Annotated in this window: 26 protein-coding genes and 1 pseudogene; 15 read left to right on the top strand and 12 right to left on the bottom strand. The window is 72.5% G+C overall.

Features of this window, described 5'->3' with window-relative positions; translation table 11 throughout:
- Nucleotides 1-49 precede the first annotated feature (49 nt).
- Complete coding sequence (locus tag ACWCV9_RS14680) at nucleotides 50-1,129, bottom strand: NADH:flavin oxidoreductase/NADH oxidase (protein WP_450786691.1); 1,080 nt, start codon at nucleotides 1,127-1,129, stop codon at nucleotides 50-52.
- 134 nt (nucleotides 1,130-1,263) lie between these two features.
- On the opposite strand from ACWCV9_RS14680, the gene ACWCV9_RS14675 reads away from it, so the two are divergent.
- Nucleotides 1,264-1,620: an ArsR/SmtB family transcription factor gene (locus tag ACWCV9_RS14675; protein WP_450786690.1), complete on the top strand. Its 357-nt coding sequence runs from the start codon at nucleotides 1,264-1,266 to the stop codon at nucleotides 1,618-1,620.
- Here the strand turns inward: ACWCV9_RS14675 and ACWCV9_RS14670 are convergent.
- Together ACWCV9_RS14670 and ACWCV9_RS14665 are read right to left on the bottom strand one after the other, a co-directional pair.
- Nucleotides 1,537-2,928: a nucleobase:cation symporter-2 family protein gene (locus ACWCV9_RS14670; protein WP_450786688.1), complete on the bottom strand. Its 1,392-nt coding sequence runs from the start codon at nucleotides 2,926-2,928 to the stop codon at nucleotides 1,537-1,539. The two genes, ACWCV9_RS14675 and ACWCV9_RS14670, sit on opposite strands and share 84 nt — an antisense overlap.
- A gap of 137 nt (nucleotides 2,929-3,065) precedes the next feature.
- On the bottom strand, nucleotides 3,066-4,400 hold the full coding sequence (locus tag ACWCV9_RS14665; protein ID WP_450786686.1) for an FAD-dependent oxidoreductase: 1,335 nt from the start codon (nucleotides 4,398-4,400) through the stop codon (nucleotides 3,066-3,068).
- Between the two features lie 234 nt (nucleotides 4,401-4,634).
- On the opposite strand from ACWCV9_RS14665, the pseudogene ACWCV9_RS14660 reads away from it, so the two are divergent.
- Nucleotides 4,635-4,835 (top strand): annotated as a pseudogene (locus ACWCV9_RS14660) (DUF6214 family protein); the annotation flags it as partial.
- Between the two features lie 16 nt (nucleotides 4,836-4,851).
- Here the strand turns inward: ACWCV9_RS14660 and ACWCV9_RS14655 are convergent.
- The 4 genes from ACWCV9_RS14655 to ACWCV9_RS14640 all read right to left on the bottom strand — a co-directional run bounded on the left by ACWCV9_RS14655 (nucleotide 4,852) and on the right by ACWCV9_RS14640 (nucleotide 8,112).
- Nucleotides 4,852-5,523, bottom strand: coding sequence for a TetR/AcrR family transcriptional regulator (locus ACWCV9_RS14655; protein WP_450786685.1), 672 nt, complete (start codon nucleotides 5,521-5,523; stop codon nucleotides 4,852-4,854).
- Between the two features lie 192 nt (nucleotides 5,524-5,715).
- Nucleotides 5,716-6,405, bottom strand: a complete 690-nt coding sequence (locus tag ACWCV9_RS14650; protein WP_450786683.1) for an HAD family hydrolase — start codon at nucleotides 6,403-6,405, stop codon at nucleotides 5,716-5,718.
- A 129-nt stretch (nucleotides 6,406-6,534) separates the two neighbouring features.
- Entirely contained in the window at nucleotides 6,535-7,470 is a 936-nt protein-coding gene (locus tag ACWCV9_RS14645) for a M56 family metallopeptidase (protein WP_450786681.1), read from the bottom strand.
- 90 nt (nucleotides 7,471-7,560) lie between these two features.
- Complete coding sequence (locus ACWCV9_RS14640) at nucleotides 7,561-8,112, bottom strand: DUF5134 domain-containing protein (RefSeq protein ID WP_450786679.1); 552 nt, start codon at nucleotides 8,110-8,112, stop codon at nucleotides 7,561-7,563.
- Nucleotides 8,113-8,276: 164 nt separating this feature from the next.
- Between ACWCV9_RS14640 and ACWCV9_RS14635 the strand changes: the two genes are divergently transcribed.
- On the top strand, nucleotides 8,277-9,986 hold the full coding sequence (locus tag ACWCV9_RS14635) for an FUSC family protein (protein WP_450786677.1): 1,710 nt from the start codon (nucleotides 8,277-8,279) through the stop codon (nucleotides 9,984-9,986).
- Complete coding sequence (locus tag ACWCV9_RS14630) at nucleotides 9,983-10,537, top strand: MarR family winged helix-turn-helix transcriptional regulator (protein WP_450786676.1); 555 nt, start codon at nucleotides 9,983-9,985, stop codon at nucleotides 10,535-10,537. The genes ACWCV9_RS14635 and ACWCV9_RS14630 overlap by 4 nt, the downstream gene beginning before the upstream one ends.
- Nucleotides 10,538-10,720: 183 nt before the next feature.
- Here ACWCV9_RS14630 and ACWCV9_RS14625 read toward each other — a convergent pair whose 3' ends face one another.
- The gene (locus ACWCV9_RS14625) at nucleotides 10,721-11,113 is read right to left on the bottom strand and encodes a VOC family protein (protein WP_450786674.1); all 393 of its coding nucleotides are present in this window, start codon (nucleotides 11,111-11,113) and stop codon (nucleotides 10,721-10,723) included.
- Between the two features lie 70 nt (nucleotides 11,114-11,183).
- Between ACWCV9_RS14625 and ACWCV9_RS14620 the strand changes: the two genes are divergently transcribed.
- Nucleotides 11,184-11,723 (top strand): GNAT family N-acetyltransferase, encoded by a 540-nt coding sequence (locus ACWCV9_RS14620; protein WP_450786672.1) that lies wholly within the window; start codon nucleotides 11,184-11,186, stop codon nucleotides 11,721-11,723.
- A gap of 15 nt (nucleotides 11,724-11,738) precedes the next feature.
- Here ACWCV9_RS14620 and ACWCV9_RS14615 read toward each other — a convergent pair whose 3' ends face one another.
- Entirely contained in the window at nucleotides 11,739-12,422 is a 684-nt protein-coding gene (locus tag ACWCV9_RS14615) for a glycerophosphodiester phosphodiesterase (RefSeq protein ID WP_385842376.1), read from the bottom strand.
- A 352-nt stretch (nucleotides 12,423-12,774) separates the two neighbouring features.
- Here ACWCV9_RS14615 and ACWCV9_RS14610 point away from each other — a divergent pair, with 352 nt between their 5' ends.
- The 4 genes from ACWCV9_RS14610 to ACWCV9_RS14595 all read left to right on the top strand — a co-directional run bounded on the left by ACWCV9_RS14610 (nucleotide 12,775) and on the right by ACWCV9_RS14595 (nucleotide 16,699).
- Nucleotides 12,775-14,172, top strand: coding sequence for a DUF6421 family protein (locus ACWCV9_RS14610; RefSeq protein ID WP_450786670.1), 1,398 nt, complete (start codon nucleotides 12,775-12,777; stop codon nucleotides 14,170-14,172).
- A 41-nt stretch (nucleotides 14,173-14,213) separates the two neighbouring features.
- Nucleotides 14,214-14,963, top strand: coding sequence for an SDR family NAD(P)-dependent oxidoreductase (locus ACWCV9_RS14605; protein ID WP_385842478.1), 750 nt, complete (start codon nucleotides 14,214-14,216; stop codon nucleotides 14,961-14,963).
- Nucleotides 14,960-16,030: a threonine aldolase family protein gene (locus ACWCV9_RS14600; protein WP_450786668.1), complete on the top strand. Its 1,071-nt coding sequence runs from the start codon at nucleotides 14,960-14,962 to the stop codon at nucleotides 16,028-16,030. The genes ACWCV9_RS14605 and ACWCV9_RS14600 overlap by 4 nt, the downstream gene beginning before the upstream one ends.
- 75 nt (nucleotides 16,031-16,105) lie before the next feature.
- Nucleotides 16,106-16,699 carry a transglutaminase-like domain-containing protein gene (locus tag ACWCV9_RS14595; protein ID WP_450786666.1) on the top strand — a complete coding sequence of 198 codons (594 nt, stop codon included), beginning with the start codon at nucleotides 16,106-16,108 and terminating at the stop codon, nucleotides 16,697-16,699.
- A 68-nt stretch (nucleotides 16,700-16,767) separates the two neighbouring features.
- Here the strand turns inward: ACWCV9_RS14595 and ACWCV9_RS14590 are convergent, their stop codons facing one another.
- Nucleotides 16,768-17,496, bottom strand: a complete 729-nt coding sequence (locus ACWCV9_RS14590; RefSeq protein ID WP_385842380.1) for a lysophospholipid acyltransferase family protein — start codon at nucleotides 17,494-17,496, stop codon at nucleotides 16,768-16,770.
- A gap of 215 nt (nucleotides 17,497-17,711) precedes the next feature.
- On the opposite strand from ACWCV9_RS14590, the gene ACWCV9_RS14585 reads away from it, so the two are divergent.
- The 5 genes from ACWCV9_RS14585 (at nucleotide 17,712) to ACWCV9_RS14565 (ending at nucleotide 22,258) form a co-directional block, all read left to right on the top strand.
- A complete protein-coding gene (locus ACWCV9_RS14585; RefSeq protein ID WP_450786664.1) occupies nucleotides 17,712-18,056 on the top strand; it encodes a TlpA family protein disulfide reductase in 345 nt (114 codons plus the stop codon).
- Nucleotides 18,057-18,264: 208 nt separating this feature from the next.
- Entirely contained in the window at nucleotides 18,265-18,774 is a 510-nt protein-coding gene (locus ACWCV9_RS14580) for a flavin reductase family protein (protein ID WP_450786662.1), read from the top strand.
- A gap of 217 nt (nucleotides 18,775-18,991) precedes the next feature.
- Nucleotides 18,992-19,780, top strand: a complete 789-nt coding sequence (locus ACWCV9_RS14575; protein WP_450786661.1) for an electron transfer flavoprotein subunit beta/FixA family protein — start codon at nucleotides 18,992-18,994, stop codon at nucleotides 19,778-19,780.
- A 53-nt stretch (nucleotides 19,781-19,833) separates the two neighbouring features.
- Nucleotides 19,834-20,796: an electron transfer flavoprotein subunit alpha/FixB family protein gene (locus ACWCV9_RS14570; protein ID WP_450786659.1), complete on the top strand. Its 963-nt coding sequence runs from the start codon at nucleotides 19,834-19,836 to the stop codon at nucleotides 20,794-20,796.
- A gap of 163 nt (nucleotides 20,797-20,959) precedes the next feature.
- Entirely contained in the window at nucleotides 20,960-22,258 is a 1,299-nt protein-coding gene (locus ACWCV9_RS14565) for a DUF6986 family protein (RefSeq protein WP_450786657.1), read from the top strand.
- Nucleotides 22,259-22,292: 34 nt separating this feature from the next.
- Here ACWCV9_RS14565 and ACWCV9_RS14560 read toward each other — a convergent pair whose 3' ends face one another.
- Nucleotides 22,293-23,102 carry a hypothetical protein gene (locus tag ACWCV9_RS14560; RefSeq protein ID WP_450786655.1) on the bottom strand — a complete coding sequence of 270 codons (810 nt, stop codon included), beginning with the start codon at nucleotides 23,100-23,102 and terminating at the stop codon, nucleotides 22,293-22,295.
- A gap of 7 nt (nucleotides 23,103-23,109) precedes the next feature.
- Nucleotides 23,110-24,189: a LacI family DNA-binding transcriptional regulator gene (locus ACWCV9_RS14555; RefSeq protein ID WP_450786653.1), complete on the bottom strand. Its 1,080-nt coding sequence runs from the start codon at nucleotides 24,187-24,189 to the stop codon at nucleotides 23,110-23,112.
- Between the two features lie 182 nt (nucleotides 24,190-24,371).
- Here ACWCV9_RS14555 and ACWCV9_RS14550 point away from each other — a divergent pair, with 182 nt between their 5' ends.
- Nucleotides 24,372-25,316, top strand: a complete 945-nt coding sequence (locus ACWCV9_RS14550) for an ROK family protein (protein ID WP_450786651.1) — start codon at nucleotides 24,372-24,374, stop codon at nucleotides 25,314-25,316.
- The last annotated feature ends 1 nt before the right edge of the window (nucleotide 25,317 follow it).

Here is a 25,317-nt window from a genome sequence, read left to right as displayed (position 1 = left end):
CCCCCGCTTCGGCCGGTCGGCAGGCGGGCAGCCGCAGGCCCCCCGAACCTCACACCGAGCGCAGATACTGATCCGGCACCCGCACCTGGGCGCCCAGTTCGCGGGCTGCGCGGCGGGCCCAGGAGGGGTCGCGGAGCAGCTCGCGGCCGAGGAGCACCACGTCGGCCTCGCCGTTGGCCAGGATCTTCTCCGCCTGTTCCGCCTCGGTGATCAGGCCGACCGCGCCGACCGGCAGCGGGGTCTCGGCCTTCACCCGGGCGGCGAACGGCACCTGGTAGCCCGGGCCGGTGGGGATCTCGACGCGTGCGACATTGCCGCCGCTGGAGACGTCCAGCAGGTCGACGCCGTGGGCGTGCAGGTCACGGGCGAAGCGCACCGTGTCCTCGGTGGTCCAGCCGCCGTCCTGGAGCCAGTCGGTGGCCGAGATGCGGAAGAGGACCGGCTTGTCCTCGGGCCACACCTCCCGTACGGCGTCGACGACGCCGAGGGCGAACCGGGTGCGGTTCTCGTACGAGCCGCCGTAGGCGTCCGTGCGCTGGTTGGAGTACGGCGAGAGGAACTCGTTGATCAGATAGCCGTGGGCGCCGTGGATCTCGACGACCTCGAAACCGGCGGCGAGTGCCCGGCGGGCCGCGGCCGCGAACTGGCCGGTGATCTCCTGGATCTGATCGACCGTCAATTCGGCCGGCACCGGGTGGCCCTCGGCGAAGGGCACCGCGCTCGGGGCGACCGGCTGCCAGCCGTGCGTCTCCGGGCCGACCGGAGCGCCGCCCTTCCAGGGCCGCTCCGTGGACGCCTTGCGCCCGGCGTGGGCGAGCTGGACGGCCGGGACGGTGCCCTGGCCGGCCAGGAAGCGGGTGATCCGGCGGAACGCCTCCACCTGGGTGTCGTTCCACAGGCCCAGGTCGTAGGGGGAGATCCGGCCCTCCGGCGACACGGCGGTGGCCTCGACGATGATCAGGCCGGTGCCGCCGGCGGCCCGCGCCGCGTAGTGCGCGAAGTGCCAGTCCGTCGGCGCGCCGGTGAGCGGGCCCTCGGGAGCGGCCGAGTACTGGCACATCGGGGGCATCCACACCCGATTGGGGATGGTGGTCTCTCGCAGGGTGATGGGCTCGAAGAGCGCGCTCACGACGACTCCATTCGTCACGGGACCGCTGGGATCGCTCATACGATAGTGCTCGTACTACGAGGGATGTCAAACTACGACTGCTCTCGTACGATGGCCGCAACCGAAGAGCCCTCCCACGACGAAAGGCAGTCACCGTGCCCGACACCGCCACCACCGGCCGCGAGCTGCCGCACCCGGCGCGCGACGAGATCCGGCTGGACGCGGTGCTGCACGCGCTCGCCGACCCGGTGCGGCTGCGGATCGTACGCGAACTGGCCGTGAGCGAGACCGAGTTGGCCTGCTCGTACTTCGACCTGCCGGTGACCAAGTCCACCTGTACGCACCACTTCCGGGTGCTGCGCGAGAGCGGGGTCATACGGCAGGTCTACCGGGGCACGGCCAAGATGAACGGCCTGCGCCGGGACGATCTAGACGGCCTCTTCCCTGGCCTGCTGGACAGCCTGCTCGCCGCCGCCGGCCGAGAGGCCGCCCGGCTCGGGGAGGACCTCTGAACCGCCGCGCGCCGGAAGGTGGTTGAAGAGCAGGTTGAGGACGATCGCCGACAGGCAGCCCGCGCTGATGCCGCTGTTCATCACCGTCTGGAACCAGTCGGGGAACCGCGCGTAGACCGTCGGAACCCCCACCGGCAGCAGCCCGATCGCCACCGACACGGCCACCACCGTCAGATTGTGGTTGCCCGCGAAGTCGACCCGGGCCAGGGTCCGCAGTCCGCTCGCCGCGACCGTCCCGAACATCACCAGACCGGCCCCGCCGAGCACCGGCGCCGGGATCGCCGCGACCACCGCGCCCAGCTTGGGCAGCAGCCCGAGCAGCACCAGGATCCCGCCGGCCGCCGCGACCACCCAGCGGCTGCGCACCCGGGTCATGCCGACAAGGCCCACGTTCTGCGCGTACGCCGTGTACGGAAAGGTGTTGAACACCCCGCCGAGCACCGTCGACAGACCGTCCGCGCGCAGCCCGTCGGCGAGTGAGCGCGGCTCGACCGGGCGCTCGGTCAGCTCGCCGACGGCGATCAGATCACCGGTCGTCTCGGTCATGGAGACCAGCGCAACCACCAGCATGGACACGATCGCGGACACCCGGAAGCGCGGCACCCCGAAGTGGAACGGCGTGCTGACCCCGACCCAGTCCGCGTCCCCGACCCCGCTGAAGTCGGTGAACCCGAACGGCACCGCGACCGCGAGACCCACCGCGATGCCGATCAGCACGGCGACCCGGGCGAGCGAGGGGGGCGCGAACCGCTGCACGGCCAGCACCACCAGCAGCACGAAGGCGGCCAGCGCCAGGTTCTTCGGCGCCCCGAAGTCCTGGGAGCCCGCCCCGCCCGCCGCCCAGTTGCCCGCGACGGGCAGCAGCGAAGCCCCGATGACGAGGATCACCGTGCCGGTCACCAGCGGCGGGAAGAAGCGCAGCAGCCGGCCGAAGACCGGCGCGAGCAGCATGATCGCGAGCCCGGCCACGATCACCGCGCCGTAGATCGCGGGCAGTCCGCCGCCCGTCGTCCCGATGAGCACCATCGGGGACACCGCGGCGAACGTGCAGCCCTGCATGACCGGCAGCCGCACCCCGAACCGCCAGCACCCCACACACTGGATCAGCGTGGCGATGCCGCACACCAGGAGATCGGCGGTGATCAGGTACGCCAGGTCGGCGGGCGACAGCTTCATCGCACCGCCCACGATCAGCGGGACGGCGACGGCGCCCGCATACATCGCGAGCACATGCTGGAGCCCGAAGGCGGTGAGCCGGCGTACCGGGGGTATCTCGTCGACGGGGTGCACGTCTGCGGTCGTGGCCATGGGGTCTCCATCAGCGGGGGCGGGGAGTGGCATCCGGACAGGACGAGACCGTAGAGGCCATGAACAGTTTGTTGATTTCGGCGCTGTTGCCGGTCTGTGTCATGCCCATCGACGACGGGCGGGCGGTTCCGCGTCCGTCACGCCGGCCGGGCCGCCGCCAGGAGCGCGTCCCAGTCGGCCAGCTTGACCACGCCCCGCCCCAGCCGGGCCCCCAGCTCCGCCTCGGCCCGTTCGATCGCCAGCCATCCGCTCCACGGCACGGGGTCGAACCCGGCCGCTCGCAGCGCCGCCACGGGATCCTCCGGCACCGCCACGCGGGCGAGGGCGTCCGCGTCCGCGAGCAGCGAGGCCGCCGTCTCCTTGGCGCAGGGCCGGTTGGTGCCGATGACACCGGTCGGGCCGCGCTTGATCCACCCGGCGACGTACTCGCCGGGCACGGGCACGCCGTCGCGCACGACCCGCCCGCCCACATGCGGCACGGTGCCGCGCTCCGCGTCGAACGGCAGCCCCTCCAGCGGCAGCCCGCGATAGCCCACCGAGCGCAGCACCAGCTGTGCGGGCAGCTCCTCGTACCGGCCGGTGCCGGTGACCCCGCCGTGCCCGTCCGGCGCGGTCCGTTCGAACCGTACGGCCCCCACCCGGCCGTCCTCCGCGAGCAGGGCCACGGGCCGCAGGAAGAACCGCACGCCGATCCGCCGGGCGGCCGGCGCGGGCGGCCGGTCCGCCCAGCCGCGCAGCACCTCCAGATTGCGCCGCTGTACGGCGGGCAACGCGGCCGGATCGACCGGCTCCCGCATCAACTCGTCCCGGTCCACGTGCATCTGGCAGTCCGCCAGCCCGCCCAGCTCGCGCAGCTCCTTGGTGGTGAAGCGGGCCTGGGCCGGACCGCGCCGGCCCACCATGTGCACCTCCGCGACGGCGCTCGCCGTCAGCGCGTCCAGGGCCGCCTGCGGCATGTCCGTCGGCCGCAGCTCCGCCGCGGCACGCACCAGCATCCGGGCGACGTCCACCGCCACATTGCCGACGCCGATCACCACCGCGGAACGCACCCCGCGCAGGAAATCGGTGGCCCCGGCGTCCGGATGCGCGCTGTACCAGGACACGAACTCGGTCGCCGACCAGCTGCCCGGCAGCTCCTCGCCGGGGATGCCGAGCCGTCGGTCGCCGGCGGCGCCCACGCAGTACACCACCGCGTGGTACAGCCGGCGCAGCAGCGCCACCGGGACTCCGCCGGGCCCGCCCACCCGGAGTCCGCCGAGGAACCGCACCCGGTCGTGCTCCAGCACCGTGCGCAGACTGCCCTGGAGGGACTTGATCTTCTCGTGGTCCGGGGCGACGCCGTAGCGGACCAGGCCGTACGGGCACGGCAGCCGGTCCAGCACGTCCACGTGGACCCCTGGATCTTCCTGCACCAGGCTCTGGGCGGTGTAACACCCGCTCGGCCCGGAACCGACGACGGCGACACGCAGCACAGCGGTACTCCCTGCCCGAGGGGATGGTGTCCGGACAGCTCCAGCATGGCACCGACGGACCCGCGGGGGGCAGAGGCCGGCGGGGTGATCCGAAAGCGTGTCTTTCGGATGGAATGCCAGGGAATCCGGTCACGCGGTTACGTTGCCCGTGTGCTGGAAGCATCCCCTGGCCGTGGTGCACGAGGGCCGGGTCTCCATCGAGGACGTCAGGGCCCGGCCCGCGCTGCGCACGAGGGCGCGCGGGGCGCGCGGCCGGCCTGGCCGCGCGGGAGCGAGGGGCGCCGGCTGGTGACGCAGGAGTACCGCGCCGCGCAGGACGAGGGCGTCGACCCCGTGCTCGCCGTGATGCACGCGACGGGGCACAGCCGCCGGCGTTCCCTCCGGCTGATCTCCCAGGCGCGGGACGCGGGCCAGCTGACTCCACGTCACGCGCGCGGCTGGAAAGGCGACTTCAGGGCCGGGAGTCCGGCTGCTCCTCGGTGGCGAAGAACCGGGACAGATCCCGTTCCCGGCCGTCCCCGCCCCGCTCGCTCTCCGGCGGCGCGCCCGACTCCCAGTCCAGGCCGTACCGTTGGAACAGCTCGGCGCGCAGGGCCGGGACGGGCATCGGCACGCCCGGTACCAGCGCCGAGTACACCGCACCCATCAACAGGGCCCGCAGCAGGGGGTAGTCCACCACCACCTCCGCGGAGCCGTACCGGGCGACGGTGTCACTGAGCAGCTCGGCCAGCCGCTGCTGCTCCGGACACTGCACGAACCCCTCCGCCTGGAGCAGTCCTGCCATGTGCTGGCGCATCAGCACCGGGCGGTCGCGGGCCAGGCCCAGGATCGCGTCGATGGCCCGGGCCAGGCGCTCCCGCCCGTCCTCCGTGCGCGGCTCCCGCTCCAGCGCCTCCTCCAGAGTGCGGTGCATCAGCCGGTGCACCGCGGACTGCACCAACTGGCGCTTGCCGGGGAAGTAGTACGACACCAGGCCGCGCGCCGAACCGGCCCGGTCCGCGATGTCGCCGAGCGTCGTGGCCTCGAAACCGCGCTCGTCGACCAGCTCCACGGCGGCCTGCAACAGCCGCTCCCGGGAACGCCGCCGCAACTCTTCATTGACCGAGGCGCTGCGCGGGGACATCCTGTAACTCCTGCGTTGACTGGCTGCCAGCCAACTATACTCAACGCACCAGGCACCGCCATGCGCGAGGCCTGTCCAGAGCTGCCGTCCGTCTGGGACGACACGGGGGATCGTCTCAGACGGACGGCGCACACCCTGGCGGTACCGGAAAATACGCGAACTCGCCGCCGCGCCATGCCAGTTGGCGACTCGTCAGCCGACCAGGTCCAGCACCGGGAGCAGGGCGTCGGGCCGGTGCGAGACCGGCAGGTGGTCCACGAAGTGCACACGGCAGCCGAGCGCCGTCGCACCGCCGTCCGCCGGCCTGCTGTCGCCGACCATCAGCACCTGCCGCGGATCGGCGCCCAGCGCCGCACAGGCGGTGGAGAACAGGCGCGGATCGGGCTTCTGCACCCCGTACTCGTACGACAGCACATAGGCGTTCACATACGCGTCGAGCCCGTGCTCGCGGAAGACCGGCCGCAGATCCCAGGCGATGTTGCTGACGACCCCGACGCCGATGCCCCGCTCGCGCAGCGTCCGCAGCACCTTCCCGGCGTCCGGGTACGGCGTCCACGCCGAGGGCGACATGTGCCGCTCGTACAGCGCGTCGTGCAGGGCCGGGTCGGGCAGTGGAACCAGGCGGGACAGGCCCGTGTAGGCGGCCCGGTGCGCCTCCGCGCTCTCGTCCCGCACCGCCCAGACACCGGCCAGCTCGGCCGGCAGCCGCACCGGTTCGGCGCCACCCGGCAGCGCACCGGCCGCCTCCAACGCGCCTGCGGCCGCCGCCAGTTCGGGCTCGCTCAGGGTGAGACCCGTCTCGTCGAGCGCGGCCCGCAGCCAGGATTCGGTGGACTCGACGCGGAACAGCGTCCCGGAGAAGTCGAAGAGTACGGCGGTCATGGTCCGGACTCTATCCGGACCGCACGGCGGCAGTTCCGTCCGGTCCGCCCCCGGCCACTCGCACCCCATCACGGCCGACGCCACCGGCAGCGCACCGAACACGTCCGTGCCGCGGGTGGCCTTCCGCGGTCAGCCCAGTGCGCGCAGCCCCGGGACCAGCGCCACCACGACCGGGACCGCCGGTACCAGCGCGGCGACCGCCGTCAGCCGTAGCCGGTGCAGTGCCGGGAGCCGCTCCCGGGGAGCCAGCAGCCGGTGGACGCGGTGGGGAACGTGGGCCTGCGGGGCCGGCACCGGGCCGAACACGCCCCGCTCCTCGTTGAGTTCGACCAGGGCGAGGGCGGTGGTCAGCCGGCCGAAGCGGCGTGAGGCCATGTCGTCGGCGGCCAGCTCGACCAGCCGGTGCATCTCGTCGCGGAACGCCGCGAACACCGGCACCTGCGGAAAGCCGCCCGCCAGCGCGGCCGAGCAGTGCAGCAGCCAGTCGTGCCGGGCCTGTGCGTGCCCCTGCTCATGGGCGAGCAGAGCGTCCAGTTGACGCCCCTTCAGGCGGCGCAGCGCGGCCGTGGTGACGACCAGCCGGGGCGCGGCGCCGGGCAGCCACCAGGCGTCCGGGCGCTCACCCTCCAGCACCAGCAGCCGGCCACCCGCCGCTTCCTCGCCCGGCAACAGCGGTGCCAGGAACCGGATTTCGGCTCGCCTTGCCTGCGACCGCGCCCGGGCCCGTACGACCTCGCGGACCAGCATCGCAAGGCTCCACAGCCCGCCGCAGGCGAGCAGCAGAGCGGTGGCCGCGGCCCAGGTTCCGGCCGTACCGAGGGTGTACGCGTCCACCACCGCGGGCGGAGCCGGGGCGAACAGATGCCCGCGCACCGCCTGCCAGGCCGCCGCCGCGCTCAGCGTCATCGACAGCGCGCAGCACAACAGCACGGCCGCCACGACGCACTGCCACACCCAGAGGGCGACGACGGGCTCACGGTCCGGCCAGTCGGCCCGGGCGAGCAGCCGCGGGGCGACGACGGCGGTGAGGGCGCCGAGCAGCAGCAGGGTCACGGGGACCATCATGGGCAGCACCCTATGAGCGGGCGGCCGCCCGGCGGTACGGTCCCCGGCGCCGAAGTGACGCAGGCAACGACGGCACGTCCGGCCGGGAACTCACATCGTGAGCAGCATTGCGACCATGCCGATCCCCATCGACAGCCGGCAGGCCCGCGCCAGCTCCGGGCGGTCGCCCCAGCGCCGGTCCGCCGTGCCGCCGGCGGAGGCCGCGGCCGGTACCAGGCGGGCGCCGGAACACAGGACGTACGCCGTGAAGTAGACCAGGAGCGCACCGGTGACCAGCGGCACCCCGGTCCCGCCGTGCACATGGTGGGCGGCGGGCGGCTGCGCGGCCATCGCCGCCGCCATGTAGACCATCGCCGCCGCCCCGACCAGATGGTGCAGATGGCGCGGGCTGCTGCGCGCGGTCCACAGCGCGTGCAGTGCCGCCGCGCCGAACACGCCCGCGTACGCCGGCCACGCCCAGCCCGGGGGAGTGAACGCCGCGGCCGGTACCGCCATCGCGGCCATCCCGAAGCCCATCAGCGCCTCGCCGCCCGCGGCCCGGCGCTGCTCCTCGACGCTGCTGCGCATCCGCACCAGACAGTACGCCCCGGTCGCCGCGCACAGGGCGACCAGCAGCCAGGCGGCAGGAACCGGTCCGTGCACGCGCACCTCCCCGCTCGACGCTGGACGGTCGGTCGAGGGATGCCATGCCCAGGCGGCGCAGAGCGCACCCGAGCGCACGGGTGTACACGGGGGGCACTCGGCGGAGCGCACCCCGCCGGGAGCGCATACTGTTTCACGAGTAAAACACCTGCTAAATTAATGGGATGAGCAGTGCTACTCCCCACCGACTTCCGCTCGCCGGAGCCCTCCGGCTCGGCCGGCCCTCCGACATCTGGTTCAAGCCCGCCCTGAGCGTGGTCGCCGCCGTCGCCCCGCCGAACCTGGCCCTGCTCGCACTCGGCCGTCTCGACCTCGCCATGTACACGATGGCCGGGTCGCTGTGCGCGCTGTACGCGCACAACCGGCCCTACGCCGCCCGGGCACGCACCCTCGCCTGGGTGGTGCTCGGCATGGTCGGTGGCCTCGCCGTCGCCCTGCTCGCCGCCTCGCTCACCAGCGACGCCGTCGTCCTGGTCGCCGTCGGCGCCCTGCTGGCCGCCGCACAGAAGACCGTGTGCGACGCCACCCGGATCGGCCCGCCCGGCCATGTGGTGCTCACCTTCATCAGCTCCGCCGCGCTCTTCGCACCCCAGACCCTCGGCCGGATTCCCGCGCACCTCGGGCTGGCCCTGGCCGCCGGAGCCTGGGCCTGGCTCATCTGCATGGCACCCGGACTGCTCCGCCCGCACGGCCCCGAGCGCCGCGCCACCGCGCAGGCCCTGAACGCCGTCGCCGCATACGCCGCCACCCACGGCACCGGCACCGGTACCGGCGACGGTCACGCCCGGGCCCGCGCCGCGAGCGCCGCCGCCGTGCACGCCGCCTGGCAGGCGCTGCTCGCCGCCGGCCCCCGGCCCGACCGCACCCGCCGCACCCTCGAACGGCTCCTGGTCCGCGCCGAGGTGGCCCTCGCCGCACCCGCCGACACCGACCCCGCACGACTGCGCGCCTGGGCCCGCGCCCTGCGCGGCACCGGCCCGGTCCCCGGCGTCGGGATCCCGGCCGAGGCGGCGGCCGAACTCCTCGGCGTCGACATCGAACTCGCCACCCCCCGGCCGCCGTTGCGGCGCCGCCTCGCCCCGCTCGCGCCGCTCGCCGTCCGCACCGCGACCGGCTGCGCCCTCGCCGGCTACGCCTCCCTCGCGCTCGGCGTCGGCCGCCCCTACTGGGCGCTGGTCACCGCCGCCTCCCTCTACCAGGCCAATGTCACCCTCACCTGGAGCCGGTGCGTCCAGCGGGTCGTCGGCAACCTCGTCGGAGTGCTCGCCTTCGCCGCCGTCGTCCCGCTCACCCGGGTCCACCCGGCCGCCCTGGTGCTGTGCTGCCTCGCCCTCAACTTCGGCGCCGAGGCGCTCATCGGCCGCAACTACTGGCTCGGCACCGTCTGCGTCACCCCGATGGCCCTGCTCATCACCGAGTTCGCTCGCGCCCAGAACCCCGCCGAGCTGATCACCGAGCGGGTCGGGGACACCCTCGTGGGTGCCGTGGCCGGCTTCCTCGCCGCCGTCGTCGTCACCAACCAGCGCGCCGGAGAACGCCTGGACCACGCGTTGACCGCGGCGGACCGCGCCCGGGAGAGCGCCGCCCGGCTGCTCGCCGAACCGGACCCCTCGTCCCGCGCCCTGGAGACCGCCCGCCGCACCCTCGCCGCCGCCCTCGTCGAGCTGCGCGCCGTCGCCGACGCCGCCGCCGGCGAGTGGTGGCAGCGCGCCCTGCCCACGGAGCGGGTCGTGCGCACCGAGCAGTCCGGACACCGTACGCTCGCGGCGACGGTACGGCGCCAGGGCCTCGTACCGCAGGACCACGCACCGGTCCAGGCGCAGGCGGTCGCAGGCCGCGACCCGGACAGCACGACGGAGGACACCAGGCCATGACGGCGACGAACGGCGCACCGGCAGCCGGCGGCGGGGCATCCGGCACCGACACGGCGCGCGGCGACACGGTCGCCGCCGTCGTCCGGCAGTGGCGCGCCGTCCACCCGGAACTGCCCACCGGGCCCATGGAGATCATCGGCCGGATCAACCGCTGTGCCGCGCTCCTCCAGCAGGCAGAGGACGCGCCGCTGCGCCGGGCCGGGCTCAGCCGAGCCGAGTTCGACCTGCTGGGCGCGTTGCGCCGCACCGGCCACGAGCTGACGCCGGGGGAGCTGGCCCGGGAGACCTTCTCCTCGGGGGCCGCCGTCACCAAGCGGCTCAAGCAGCTGACGGAGCGCGGACTGGTCGAACGGCGCGGCGACACCCGGGACCGCCGGGTCGCGCACGTCCGGCTCACCGACGCCGGCCGCGACCTCGTCGACGGCATCCTCCCCGAGCAACTCGCCTACGAGACGGCCGTACTGTCCGTCCTCACGCCCGACGCCCAGCACGAAGTGGCCTCCCTCCTCTCCGAACTGCTCACCGGCCTCGAGGGCCGCTCTCCGTGGTAGAGCGAAGCGGCCGCAGCCCGGGCGGGGTCGCAGCCGACCTCCAGCACCCGCCCGCCTCTCGGGCAGCGACGGCCGCGGGCTAGGGCCTTTCTTTCGGATCAGGTCGGCTGCGGCGCCGGCGCCTTCTCGGCTGACCTGTGCGTGCCAGGGCCCGCGACGCCGGCAAGATCCGAAAGAGAGGCCTTAGATCCCCGGCCGGTACCGCAGTGGATGGTCCGCCGGGATCTCCACCAGGACGATCGGGACGCCGTCCGGGTCGGCGATCCACATCTCGATCAGGCCCCAGGGCTCCCGCACCGGCGGCCGTACGATCTCCACGCCCTTGGCCCGCAGTTCCTCGGCCGCGGCCGAGGCGTCCGCCACCTGGAGCCACAGCCGTACGGCGGGGGAGGGCGGGGTGTCGGAGCGGCCGGAGACCTCCAGGAAGCCGCCACCGAGGAAGTAGACCGTGCCGCGCTCGGAGCCCTCGCCGAACTCCCGGTAGACGGAGAGGCCGAGCTGCCCGCCGTAGAAGGCACGGGAACGCTCGGGGTCGGTGGGCCGCAGAAGCGTCCGGCTGCTGAGAACGTGCACCATGCAGGCGGAGCCTAGTGGCAGGGTTACCCTCGGACCAGCCCGAGCCACGCCCGAGATCGGAGAACGCCCCATGGACACCGCCGCCACCGGACTCGTCTTCCGGGACGCCACGGACGCCGACGTCGACGCCCTCGTCGCGTTGGTCGAGTCGGCCTACCGCGGGGACGCCAGCCGGGCCGGATGGACCACCGAGGCGGACATTCTGGAGGGGCAGCGGACCGACCCCGAGGGCGTGCTGGAGATCATCAAGTTGCCCGACAGCCGGTTGCTGACGGTCGAGCAGGACGGCCGGATCGTCGCCTGCTGCCAGCTCGAACACCGCGGCGCGCACGCCTACTTCGGCATGTTCGCGGTCAGCCCGGAACTCCAGGGCGCGGGACTCGGCAAGACCGTCATAGCGGAGGCCGAGCGTCAGGCCGCCGCGACCTGGGGTGCCACGGAGATGCACATGACGGTCATCTCGGTGCGCGAGGACCTCATCGCCTGGTACGAGCGCCGCGGCTACCGCCGTACGGGACGGATGACGCCGTTCCCGTACGGCGACGAGCGCTTCGGCATCCCGCAGCGCGACGACCTCCGGTTCGAGCTGCTGGTCAAGCAGCTGGGCTGAGCACCGCGGAGGGCGTCAGGCCGTGAAGCGGCCGGTGCGCTTGATGTCGGGGTAGTCGGTGGTCGCGCCGTCCAGCTCCAGCGCGCGGACCAGCCGCAGGTGCTCCTGGGTGTTGACCACCCAGCCGAAGATCCGCAACCCGGACGCGCGCGCGTGCTCGACGATCTCCAGGGTGATCCGGCGGATGTTCAGGCACAGGGTCGCCGCGCCCACCGCCACCGCGCGCTCCACCACGTCCGTGCCGTACCGGCCGGCGACCAGCGCCGTGCGCACGCCCGGTACCAGCCGGGCGATCTCGGCGACCGCCGCGTCGTGGAACGAGGACACCTCCACCCGCCCCACCAGGTCCCGCGCGTGCAGCACCTCGGCCAGCGCGCGGGCCGCCGCCACATCCTTGATCTCGGCCTGCACCGGCAGGCTCACCGCGTCCAGCACCTCCTCGAACACCGGCACCTGCTCCCCGCGCCCCGCGTCCAGGGCGCGCAGCTCGGCGAGGGTCTTCTCGGCGATCGGCCCGGTGCCGTCGGTCGTCCGGTCCACCTCGGCGTCGTGCATGACGACGAGCGCGCCGTCCTTGCTCAGATGCAGATCGAGTTCGATCAGGTCCAGGCCGGCCTGCTGCGCGGCGACGAAGGAGCGAAGGGTGTTCTCGGGCTCGACGCCCATGACCCCGCGGTGACCGATGGTGAGGAAGTTCAAGGCTCGACTCGCTTCCGTCGACAGCGGCTCGGCGACGCTCGCAGCCTAACCGCCGGGGATGCGAAGACCCCGCATGCGCGCGGGGCGGGCGCCCGGCGCGCGTCGACTGGCCGGTTTCCGACTGGGCCGTCACCCTGTGGCGGGCGCGTCGCTCCCCGCCGCGGCGACCGGATCGGACCCCTCTCGTGCCCTCGCCCGCACCGACGGAAGTGACCGCCGTCACGGTTTCAGACCGCAAAAACATCCGTCACCAAGGGTCTCCGCAGAAAAATTTCCTGGTCAAGCTCTTGATGAGTGAAACGGGGTATGCATACGGTGTCCATACGCGAGGTTCTCCCGTGGAGGATGGGACATGACGGAAATTCTTGTGCAGGCGAGTGCGGAGGAGCGGCTTTCTCCGCTGACCAGGGTGGTTGAGCACCCGGCCTGGCCTCAGCTCAAGGATGCCGTGGAGCAGATTCGGCCATGGCAGTCGAAGGACGGGTCGATCGACTTCGACGCCGAGGGTGCCCCGGCGAAGGCGGACGCGGAGGCGGCCGTGCACCGGGTCATCGACGCGGTCGAGCAGCTCTCCCCGCTGCTCCCGCACGACGCCGCGTACCACACGGCGCTGGTGCAGGACCTGCGCCGGTGGGCCGAGGGCGGCTTCGAGGTGCCGGACTTCCTGGACTCCCTGCTGGCCTTCCAGCCCGCCGCCCAGCGCGCGGACGGCCTTCAGCACCTGGTCGTCTTCCCGATGTACACGCAGAACGGCAACCCGGACCGCAACCTCGAGGCGGTCGTGCTGCGCATGGTCTGGCCGGAGTGGCTGGCCGAGCTGGAGCGCACCCGCTACGACAACCCGCTCTTCTGCGGCATCACGTTCGAGGACTTCACCTCCGGCTACGACACCAACTCGGCCGTCCTCTTCCCGGAGACCATCGCCGTCCGCGAGGCGCCGGAACGTTTCTCCTGGGGTGGCATCTTCTGTGACCGCGAGGCCGCGCGCTTCCGCCGGGTCACCGAGGCCGCCGTCGACCTGCTGGGCCTGGAGCTGCCCGAGGACATCGCCGCGATGGTCCACGACCAGAAGCGCTGCGAAGAGGCCTTCGTGCTGTGGGACATGGTCCACGACCGCACCCACAGCCACGGCGACCTGCCGTTCGACCCGTTCATGATCAAGCAGCGCCAGCCGTACTGGATGTACGGCCTGGAGGAGCTGCGCTGCGACCTCACCGCCTTCAAGGAGGCCGTGAAGCTCCAGGCGGACGGCGTCCCGCAGGCCCGTGACGTGCAGTACGCGGTCCTCTTCGACCGGATGTTCCGCTTCCCGGTCACCGGCGACCGCAACCGCAACTACGACGGCCTCGGCGGCCAGCTGCTCTTCGCCTACCTGCACAAGCACGAGGTCCTGCGCTGGACCGACAACAAGCTCTCCATCGACTGGGAGCGCGCCCCGCAGGTCACCAACCAGCTGTGCGCCGAGATCGAGAAGCTCTACAAGGACGGCATCGACCGCCCGAAGCTGGTGCACTGGTTCGCCGGCTACGAGCTGGTCTCCACCTACCTCGCCCCGCACCCCGGCTCCACGTGGGCCAAGGGGCCCGACGCCCTGGACCTGACCCAGCCGCCGCGCAAGCTGGTGGACGACGTGCTGCCGGACGAGTTTCCGCTGAGCATGTTCTATGAGGCCCTGTCCAAGAAGCTGAAGAACGTGATCGCCTCCACCAAGGGCATCACGGCCGACAGTGCCGAGCGGATCGCCGCGTGAGCGACCGCGTCCAGAACACGCTTGCTCTGAAGGGGAAGAAGATGGCGGGGAACGGGGCTCTCAGCGGTGCGGTGATCGCGGTGGCCGGTGCGGGCGGGCCCGCGGGGCGGGCGGCGCTGATCCGGCTCGCCGAGGCCGGTGCGACGGTCGTCGGCTCTGACAACAACCCCGAGCGCCTGGCGGAGGCCGTGGACGCGGCCCGCTATGCGCGCGGCGGTGCCACGGTCACCGGTGAGACGGTGGACCTGCTCGACCTCGGCTCGACCCGGGAGTGGGCCGCGCGCATCGAGAAGGAGCACGGCCACGTGGACGGTCTGGTCCACCTGGTCGGCGGTTGGCGCGGCGGCGCGGCCTTCGCCGACTCCAGCCTGGAGGACTGGGACCTGCTGGAGAAGCTGCTCGTCCGTACCGTGCAGCACACCTCCCTGGCCTTCTACGAGCCCCTCCAGCGCAGCGACCGGGGCCGCTATGTGCTGATCAGCGCCGCCGGGGCGTCGAAGCCCACCGCGGGCAACGCGGCCTACTCCGCGGCCAAGGCCGCCGCCGAGGCCTGGACGCTCGCCATGGCCGACGGCCTCCGCAAGGCCGGGGGCGAGGAGGGCCCGCGGTCGGCGGCTGCCATCCTGGTGGTGAAGGCACTGGTGCACGACGCCATGCGCGCCGAACGCCCCAACGCGAAGTTCGCGGGCTTCACGGACGTCAAGGAGCTGGCCGAGGCCATCGAGGGCGTCTGGAGCAAGCCCGCCGCAGAAGTGAACGGAAACCGTCTGTGGCTGACCGAGAAGCCGTGAACCCTCCCAAGACCGACGCGCGTCGTCATCACGACCCCGAGGTCCGCGGTTTCGCCAGTGACAACTACGCCGGCGCCCACCCGGAGATCCTGGCCGCCATAGCCCTGGCGAACGGCGGCCACCAGGTGGCCTACGGGGACGACGACTACACGGAGAACCTCCAGAAGATCATCCGCAGCCACTTCGGTGCCTCCGCGGAGGCCTTCCCGGTCTTCAACGGCACCGGCGCGAACGTGGTCGCGCTCCAGGCGGTCACCGACCGCTGGGGCGCGGTGATCTGCGCGGAGAGCGCGCACATCAACGTGGACGAGGGCGGCGCCCCCGAGCGGATGGGCGGCCTGAAGCTGCTCACCGTGCCCACGCCCGACGGCAAGCTCACGCCCGAGCTGATCGACCGGCAGGCCTGGGGCTGGGAGGACGAGCACCGCGCCATGCCCCAGGTGGTGTCGATCACCCAGAGCACGGAGCTGGGCACGCTCTACACGCCCGAGGAGATCCGCGCGATCTGCGAGCACGCCCATGCGCACGGCATGAAGGTGCACCTCGACGGCTCCCGGATCGCCAACGCCGCCGCCTCCCTGAACGTGCCCATGCGCACGTTCACCAACGCGGCCGGCGTCGACATCCTGTCGCTCGGCGGTACCAAGAACGGCGCCCTGTTCGGTGAGGCCGTCGTGGTCCTCAACCCGGACGCGGTGCGCCGGATGAAGCATCTACGCAAGCTGTCCATGCAGCTGGCGTCCAAGATGCGCTTCGTGTCGGTGCAGCTGGAGGCGCTGCTCGCCAAGGACCTGTGGCTGCGCAACGCCCGGCACGCCAACGGGATGGCCCAGCGGCTCGCCGAGGGCGTCCGCGCGGTCCACGGCGTGGAGATCCTCTACCCGGTGCAGGCCAACGGCGTCTTCGCCCGGCTTCCGCACGACGTGAGCGAGCGTCTGCAAAAGCGGTTCCGGTTCTACTTCTGGGACGAGGCCGCCGGCGTGGTGCGCTGGATGTGCTCCTTCGACACCAGGGAAGAGGACGTCGACGCGTTCGTGGCGGCGCTCAAGGAAGAGATGGCGCGCTAGAACGGAGTGCATAGATATGCGGTCACCCGAAAAGTCATTGACTGGCGGGTGATCGCATTTCTATGCTCTGCGGGCATGGAGCTGATCCAGCACACCGCCGACCTGTCCGCATATCTGGCCGCCGACGAGGCCATCGACCACCAGCATCCGGTGGTGCGGGAGACGGCCGCCCGTCTCGCCCAGGGGGTCGCGGACTCGTATGCCTATGCGCAGGCCGCCTTTGAATTCGTCCGGGACACCATCCCGCACTCCGCCGACGCCGGCGATCCGCGCGTCACCTGGCGCGCCTCCGACGTCCTGGAGCAGCGCACCGGCATCTGCTACGCCAAGGCGCACGCGCTGACGGCCCTGCTGCGGGCGGAGGACATCCCCACCGCCCTGTGCTACCAGCGGCTGATGCACGACGACGGCAGCGGCCACGCCCTGCACGGCCTGGTCGCCGTGCGCTTCAACGGCGCCTGGCACCGGCAGGACCCCCGCGGCAACAAACCCGGTGTGGACGCGCGCTTCTCCCTGGACGGCGAGCGGCTGGCCTGGACCGCCGACCCCGCGCGCGGTGAGCGGGACTATCCGGGGCTGTTCCCTGCCCCGCACCCGGCGGTCCTCGACGTGCTCGAAGCAGCCCCGGACCGGGCCTATCTGTGGGAGACGCTCCCCGACGCCCTCTGACGCTTCACCTGGGGCACGCCGTCGCCCGGGCGCTCGCGCGCCGCAGTGGCCGCAGGGGCGGCCTGGGGTCAGTGCGCCTCGGCCGCGCGCAGCTGGTCCGCCGTCGGCGCCGTACCGCCGAGGTGCGCGGGGAGCCACCAGGAGTCGCCGGAGTCCTTCGGGCGGCCCGGGTAGGCGCGCTGCGCGGCCTCCAGCAGCTCCTGGACGCGCTCGCGCAGCCGCCGGGTGATGGCGCCGGCGTACTGGTCGCGGGGCGCCTCGACGGGCTCGCCGACGCGGATGGTGACGGGCAGGTGGCTGCGCTTGAAGTTGCGCGGCTGACCCTTGGTCCACAGCCGCTGGGTGCCCCACACCGCCATCGGGACCAGCGGCACACCCGCCTCCTGGGCGAGCCGCGCCGCACCCGACTTGAAGCTCTTCAGGGTGAAGGACTGCGAGATGGTGGCCTCCGGGAACACCCCGATCACCTCGCCGGAGCGCAGCGAGTCCAGGGCGTGCGCGTACGCCTCCTCGCCCTGCTTGCGGTCCACCGGGATGTGCTTCATGCCGCGCATCAGCGGCCCGGAGACCTTGTGCCGGAAGACCGACTCCTTGGCCATGAAACGCACCAGGCGCTTCTGCGGCAGCGCGGCCAGACCGTTGAAGATGAAGTCCAGGTAGCTGATGTGGTTGCTCACCAGGACGGCACCACCGGACCGTGGGATGTTCTCCGAGCCCTGGCAGTCGATCTTGAGGTCCCAGACCTTGAACATCGTCTTGGCGAAACCGACGACGGGACGGTAGACCAGCTCTGCCATAGGTGGGACAGGCCCTTTCTGCTCTGCTCGGGAAAGGGGCTCCCGGCGGGAAAGTTACGCAGCCGTAGGTTTACGGCGTCTCGCAGATCGTGCCCGAAGAACGGACGGACAGCCAGTCCTGGTGCCCCGGAGTCGCGAGATCCTCGTCACGTCGGCCTACATCCCACCTCGTATCTTTAAGTCCCCTTTACGCTGGTGTCGCCACGGAAGAGGCGGTGGAACGGGAGGTCAAGGTGCGTCAGCGGGACGACGTGAGGCGGCTGGAGGCGGCCGAACTGGGCGGTGAACTCGGTGAGCGGGCCACCCTGGTCCAGTTCTCCAGCGCCTTCTGCGCACCCTGCCGGGCCACCCGGCGCATCCTCGGCGAGGTCGCCGCCATGGTGCCCGGCGTGACCCACGTGGAGATCGACGCGGAGGCCCGCCTGGACCTCGTACGCGCCCTGCGGATCGTCAAGACCCCCACCGTGCTGGTGCTCGACGCGGCGGGCCGGGAGGTGCGGCGCGCCGCCGGACAGCCCCGCAAGGCCGACGTCATCGCGGCCCTGGGAGAGGCGGTCTGAGGGGGTTTCGGATCACCGTGAGGGATCTCCCAGTTCGCAGGCCGCACTTGACGGCGCACACCGGCTATCGTCAGCCTGACCGTATGCCGATCGATCTCCTTCTCCACGGACGGGCCCACGTCGACCTCGCCCGCACCGCGAGCGCCTGCTGTCCGGGGCGTTGAGCAGCCACCGACCCGCTCGTCCCGCCCGGCAGAAGGACAACTCCATGACGGCCACGCCCGATCTCGGCACCCACCAGCTCGCCTCCCCCGACCTGCTGCGCTCCACCTTCCGCCGGCACGCCGCCGGTGTCGCGGTGATCACGGCGCGCGGCGCCTCCGGCCCGGTCGGCTTCACCGCCACCTCCCTCACCTCGGTCTCCGCCGAACCGCCGATGATCTCCTTCGGTATCGGCACGGGCGCCTCCAGCTGGCCCGCGATAGCCGAGACGGACCACGTCGGCATCCACCTGCTCGGCGAGCACCAGACCGAGCTGGCCACCACCTTCGCCCGCAGCGGCGCCGACCGCTTCGGCGCGCCCACCGCCTGGCGCGAGGGCCCGGAGGGCGTTCCCCTGCTCGACGACGTGCTGGCCTGGCTGGTCTGCCGGATCGTCGGCCGGGTGCCCGCCGGTGATCACCGCATCGTGCTGGCCGAGGTCGTCCTCGGCGACCCCTCCGGCTCCGGCCGCCCGCTCCTCTACCACCAGGGGCGCTTCAACGGTCTGCGGGATTGATCACGTCCTCCCCGCCTGCGCGGCCGTCCAGTTCCGGTTACGCTGCGTTGCGAAGGTCACAGTTCAAAGCGCTTGCTTAGCGGGCATGAACTGGGTGTACTGACGAGTAATATTTCGGTCGGAGCGCGCCGACGCCCCGACCGGGATCGGCCGCTTCAGGCGCCTATGCTGCCTGCAAGAGGCAGCCAGGAAATGACGATGCAGTAGGAGAGCCGGCGTGAGCTTGAGGATCGTTGTCACTGTGAAGTACGTGCCCGACGCCACTGGCGACCGGCACTTCGCCGATGACCTGACCGTCGACCGCGACGACGTGGACGGTCTGCTCTCCGAGCTGGACGAGTACGCGGTCGAGCAGGCGCTGCAGATCAAGGAGAACGCGGACGACGACGCCGAGATCACCGTTCTGACGGTCGGTCCGGAGGACGCCAAGGACGCGCTCCGCAAGGCCCTGTCGATGGGTGCCGACAAGGCCATCCACGTCGAGGACGACGACCTGCACGGCACCGACGCCATCGGCACCTCCCTGGTGCTGGCCAAGGCGATCGAGAAGGCCGGTTTCGACCTGGTCGTCTCCGGTATGGCCTCCACCGACGGCACCATGGGCGTCGTACCGGCGCTGGTCGCCGAGCGTCTGGGCGTCCCGCAGGTCACCCTGCTGTCCGAGGTCTCGGTCGAGGACGGCGTGGTCAAGGGCCGTCGCGACGGCGACGCGGCCTCCGAGCAGCTCGAGGCCTCCCTGCCGGCGGTCGTGTCCGTCACGGACCAGTCCGGCGAGGCCCGCTACCCCTCCTTCAAGGGCATCATGGCGGCCAAGAAGAAGCCGGTGGAGTCCTGGGACCTGTCCGACCTGGACATCGAGGCCGAGGAGGTCGGCCTGGAGGGTGCGTTCACCGTGGTCGACGCCGCGAACGAGCGCCCGGCGCGCACGGCCGGCACCATCGTCAAGGACGAGGGCGAGGGCGGCAAGCAGCTCGCTGAGTTCCTCGCGAGCCAGAAGTTCATCTAAGGGCTCGCCCCCGCTGACCGCCCCTCAACTTCGTTACGCAGGAGAGCAATCCCATGGCTGAAGTCCTCGTCTACGTCGACCACGTGGACGGTGCCGTCCGCAAGCCCACCCTGGAGCTGCTGACGCTGGCCCGCCGCATCGGCGAGCCCGTCGCCGTCGCGCTGGGCAACGGCGCCGCCGACACCGCCGCCGCGCTCGCCGAGCACGGCGCGGTGAAGGTCCTCACCCACGACGCGTCCGAGTACGCCGAGTACCTGGTCGTGCCGAAGGTGGACGCCCTCCAGGCCGCCTACGAGGCCGTCTCCCCGGCCGCCGTGCTGGTCCCGTCCTCCGCGGAGGGCAAGGAGATCGCCGCCCGTCTGGCGCTGCGCATCGGCTCCGGCATCATCACCGACGCCATCGACCTCGAGGCCGGCGACGAGGGCCCGGTGGCCACCCAGTCGGTGTTCGCCGCCTCCTTCACCACCAAGTCCCGGGTCGTCAAGGGCACCCCGGTCATCACGGTCAAGCCGAACTCGGCCGCCGTGGAGGCCGCCCCGGCCGCCGGTGCGGTCGAGGCCCTGTCCGTGTCCTTCTCCGAGAAGGCCACCGGCACCAAGATCACCGGCCGTACGCCGCGTGAGTCGACGGGCCGCCCGGAGCTGACCGAGGCCGCGATCGTGGTCTCCGGTGGCCGCGGTGTCAACGGCGCCGAGAACTTCTCGATCATCGAGGCGCTCGCCGACTCCCTCGGTGCGGCCGTCGGTGCCTCGCGTGCCGCCGTCGACGCCGGCTGGTACCCGCACACCAACCAGGTCGGCCAGACCGGTAAGTCGGTCTCGCCGCAGCTGTACATCGCCAACGGCATCTCCGGCGCGATCCAGCACCGCGCCGGCATGCAGACCTCGAAGACCATCGTGGCCGTCAACAAGGACGCCGAGGCCCCGATCTTCGAGCTGGTCGACTACGGCGTCGTCGGCGACCTGTTCGACGTCGTCCCGCAGCTGACCGAGGAGATCAAGGCCCGCAAGGGCTGAGCCTTCCCACGGCTGACCGAAGGCCCCTGTGACCGCGCTGGTCACGGGGGCCTTTCGTGCATCCTGAAGACGCGCCGGTGGGTGTTGACCAGCGGGAACCCGGCCGGATAACTTCATTCTGCGGATTATCGATTCCGTACAGCGGAAAATTGGAGGGTCTGGGATGGGTCAGCAGGAGAAGGTGGCGACGAGCCTCGCGGGCGCCGTCAGCGAGGAGATCAGCGCCTCCCTGGCACCGGTCGACGCGGAGCTGGAGCGCCGCTACCCCGGGGACCCCGGCACCCGGCAGCCCGTACACACCGTCTACGTACCCGGTGACGCCTTCGCCGCCGACACCCTCCGCACCTGGGGCGACCAGGCCCTCGCCCTGCTCGACGAACACGCCCCCGACGCCGCCTCCTTCGCCGCGGTCCTCGGCCTCGCCGACGACCTCGCCGAGCCGGTCTACTCCCGCGTCCGCGCCAAGCTGGAGCGCGAACCGATCGAGGACCTGCGCGTCGACTTCGAGGACGGCTACGGCCCCCGCTCCGACACCGAGGAGGACGCGGCCGCCGCCCGCGCGGCCCGCCTGATCGCCGAGGCCTACCGGAACGGCACGGCGGCGCCGTACATGGGCATCCGCATGAAGTGCATGGAGGCCGCGGTACGCGACCGGGGCATCCGCACCCTCGACGTCTTCCTCACCGGGCTGATGGCGGCCGGCGGCCTGCCCGAGGGCCTGGTGCTGACCCTGCCCAAGGTGACCTACCCCGAGCAGGTGAGCGCCTTCGTCCGGCTGCTGGAGGCCTTCGAGAAGGCGCACGGCCTGGACGCCGGCCGGATCGGCTTCGAGATCCAGATCGAGACCAGCCAGTCCATCCTCGCCACCGACGGCACCGCCACCGTCGCCCGGATGATCCAGGCCGCCGAGGGCCGCGCCACCGGACTGCACTACGGCACCTTCGACTACAGCGCCTGCCTCGGCGTCTCCGCCGCCTACCAGGCCAGCGACCACCCGGCCGCCGACCACGCCAAGGCGATCATGCAGGTGGCCGCCGCGGGCACCGGCGTCCGGGTCTCCGACGGCTCCACCAACGTCCTGCCGGTCGGCCCGACGGAGAAGGTCCACGACGCCTGGCGGCTGCACTACGGCCTCACCCGCCGCGCCCTCGGCCGCGCCTACTACCAGGGCTGGGACATGCACCCCGGCCACATCCCCACCCGCTACGCGGCCGTGTTCGCCTTCTACCGGGAGGGCTTCGAGCAGGCCGCCGCCCGGCTCGCCCGCTACGCCAACCACACGGGCGGCGACGTCATGGACGAGCCCGCCACCGCCAAGGCGCTCAGCGGCTACCTGCTGCGCGGCCTGGACTGCGGCGCCCTCGACATCGCCGAGGTCGCCCGGCTCACCGGCCTGACCCGCGCCGACCTGGAAGGCTTCGCGGCCCCCCGACGCGGCGACCTGACGGCCTCCGCGAAGTAGGCCTCCAGGGCCTGTCTTTCGGACCCTGCCCGCGTCACGGGGCGCCGGCGCCGCGGCCGACCCGATCCGAAAGGGAGGCCCAGCCCCTCTCCCCGCCCCGCCGGGCCTCGGCGTACGGTTCCAGGCCGGACTCCGTCACCCACCGCTGCTCGGCGAAGAGCCGGGTGCCCCGGGCGCACAGCGCCGCGTCACCGCGGGCCCGGCCGGCGAACTCCTCCGGTGTCTGCCCGAACAGCTGCCGTAACCGGGCCGACCGCCCGAGCAGTTCGGTGAGCAGGGGCCGCTGGCCGGGGTGCCGGCGGGGAGCGCCGTCGCCGTTGCGCAGCACGCCGTGCCGGTTGACGTACGCGTACACGCCCGGCAGCACCGAGCCGTCCGCCAGCTCGACCCGTACGTCCGGTGCGGGCAGCCACGCCCGCCGGAAGTTGCCGTCGGGCAGCGGCACCCCTTCGCTGGCGTCGATCGCCTCCAGCTGCCGCCGGTCGAGCCAGATGACGAACAGTTCGCACCACCCGCGCCGCGCTCGCACGGGGGAGGCGGACACATAACCCAGCCGGCTCACGTGCGCCGAGACGCCGACGTCCACGCCGGACACCCGGGCCCGCACCATGGGCAGCGGCGCGTCGATGCGGAACTCGGCCATCTTGTGCCGCAGTTGGCCGGGGCCGGCGTTGGAGCCGACCGCGAGCACCGGCGCCCGGTCGGCGTGCACCAGGCGCTCCAGCGGCAGCATCCGGTCGCCGTGCAGCAGCCCCGAGTCGGCGGGCCAGGCGCCGGGATAGGCCAGCGGATGGTCGCGCGGAGCCACGGCGAGGCCGAGTTCCTCCAGGGTGCGCCCGGTCATCGGCGGCTCAGTCGGCGGGCGGCAGCTCGCCCGAGCCCCGGGTGATCAGCCGGGTCGGCAGCTCGATCCGCTCCGGCGCCACCAGTGTGCCGTCGAGCTGGCGGAAGAGCCGGTCGGCCGCGGTACGGCCCAGGGCGGCCGCGTCCTGGGCGACCACCGTGACACCCGGCTGGAGCAGGTCGGCCAGTTCGAAGTCGTCGAACCCGACCAGGGCGACCGGACGGGACCGCTCGGCGAGCACCCGGACCACCGTCACCGTCACCCGGTTGTTGCCCGCGAAGACCGCGGTGACCGGGTCGGGCCCGCCGAGCATGTCCTCCGCCGCCCGGCGCACCCGCTCCGCGTCCGTCGCCCCGAGGGACATCCAGTGCTCCGCGACGGGTATCCCCGCGTCCTCCATCGCCGCCCGGTAACCGCGCAGCCGCTCGGCCGCGGTGTGGATGCGCGGCATGTCGCCGATGAAGCCGATCCTGCGGTGGCCGTGGGCGATGAGATGGGCCACGCCGTCGCGGGCGCCGCCGTAGTTGTCGGACAGCACCACATCCGCGTCGATCTTCCCCGCCGGACGGTCCACGAACACCGTCGCGACGCCCGCCCGGATCTCCGGCTCCAGATAGCGGTGGTCGTCCCCGGCCGGGATCACCACCAGACCGTCCACCCGCCGGGCGCACAGGGCCAGCGCCAGCTCCTGCTCGCGCTCCGGGTCCTCGGCGCTGGAGCCGTTGATCAGCAGGGCGCCGTGGGCGCGCGCGACCTCCTCGACGGCGCGGCTCAGCGGGCCGTAGAACGGGTCGGCCAGATCCTCCAGCACCAGCCCGATGCTGGCCGTACGGCCCTTGCGCAGCACTCGCGCGCTGTCGTTGCGGCGGAAGCCGAGAGCGTCGATCGCCTCCTGCACCCGGCGCTCGGTGTCGGGCGTGACCCCCGGTTCGCCGTTGACCACCCGGGAGACCGTCTTCAGCCCGACCCCGGCCCGGGCCGCCACGTCCTTCATGGTGGGGCGGGTGCCGTAGCGGGTGCCGGGGACGCGGTCTGCGCGGCGGGTGGTCTCGGGCACGGTGCGCCGTCCTGTCTGATCGTCGGTCATGTCCGCCACCGGGATGCATGATCCGTGGGCTTGTATGAGGATGTGGCGTCGAGCATAGAGTGTGGACAACGTTGTCAGATGCGCGAGAGACTGTCCACCGCTGTCTGTCGGCCTGCGCCCCACCGCTTGACCGGCCTGTCTCATTCTGGGTTCTCGAGCTTCAACGGGGAGATCTGACTCTGATGCACACCGACCTCGTGGCAGCACTGGACATCGGCGGCACCAAGATCGCCGGCGGGCTGGTGGACGGCCGTGGCCGGATCCTGGCCCGCGCTCAGCGCGCCACCCCCGCCCAGCAGGACGGAGAAACGGTCATGCGGGCCGTCGAGGAGGTGCTCGGCGAGCTCGCCGGATCGCCCCTGTGGGACCGGGCCGGATCCGTCGGCATCGGCAGCGCGGGCCCGGTGGACGCCTCCGCGGGCACCGTCAGCCCGGTGAACGTGCCGGGCTGGCGGGACTATCCGCTGGTCGACCGGGTCGGCGCGGCCACCGGGGGACTGCCGGTCGAGTTGATCGGCGACGGCGTCGCCATCACCGCCGCCGAGCACTGGCAGGGCGCCGCCCGCGGCCACGACAACGCCCTGTGCATGGTGGTCTCGACCGGCGTCGGCGGCGGCCTGGTCCTGAACGGCCGGCTGCACCCTGGCCCGACGGGCAACGCCGGGCACATCGGCCACATCAGCGTCGACCTCGACGGAGACCCGTGCCCGTGCGGCTCGCGCGGCTGTGTCGAGCGGATCGCCAGCGGCCCCAACATCGCCCGCCGGGCCCTGGAGCAGGGCTGGCGGCCGGGTCCCGACGGGGACACCTCGGCCGCCGCGGTGGCCGAGGCCGCCCGGGCGGGCGACCCGGTCGCCCGGTCCTCCTTCGAGCGAGCGGCACGGGCCCTGGCCGCGGGTATCGCCGCCACCGCCACGCTGGTGGAGATCGACATAGCGGTGATCGGCGGCGGCGTGGGCAAGGCGGGCGACATCCTCTTCGCCCCCCTGCGCAAGGCCCTCGCGGACTACGCGACCCTGTCCTTCGTCCGCCGCCTCACGGTCGTCCCGGCCCGGATGGGCACGGACGCGGGCCTGGTCGGCGCGGCAGCGGCGGCCCTGACCCGGGGACCGGCTGTCCACGGCTAGG

The organism is Streptomyces sp. NPDC001606 (assembly GCF_053596835.1).
The sequence above is the reverse complement of the archived record's forward strand: the minus strand, read 5'-3'. Positions and strand labels throughout refer to the sequence as shown.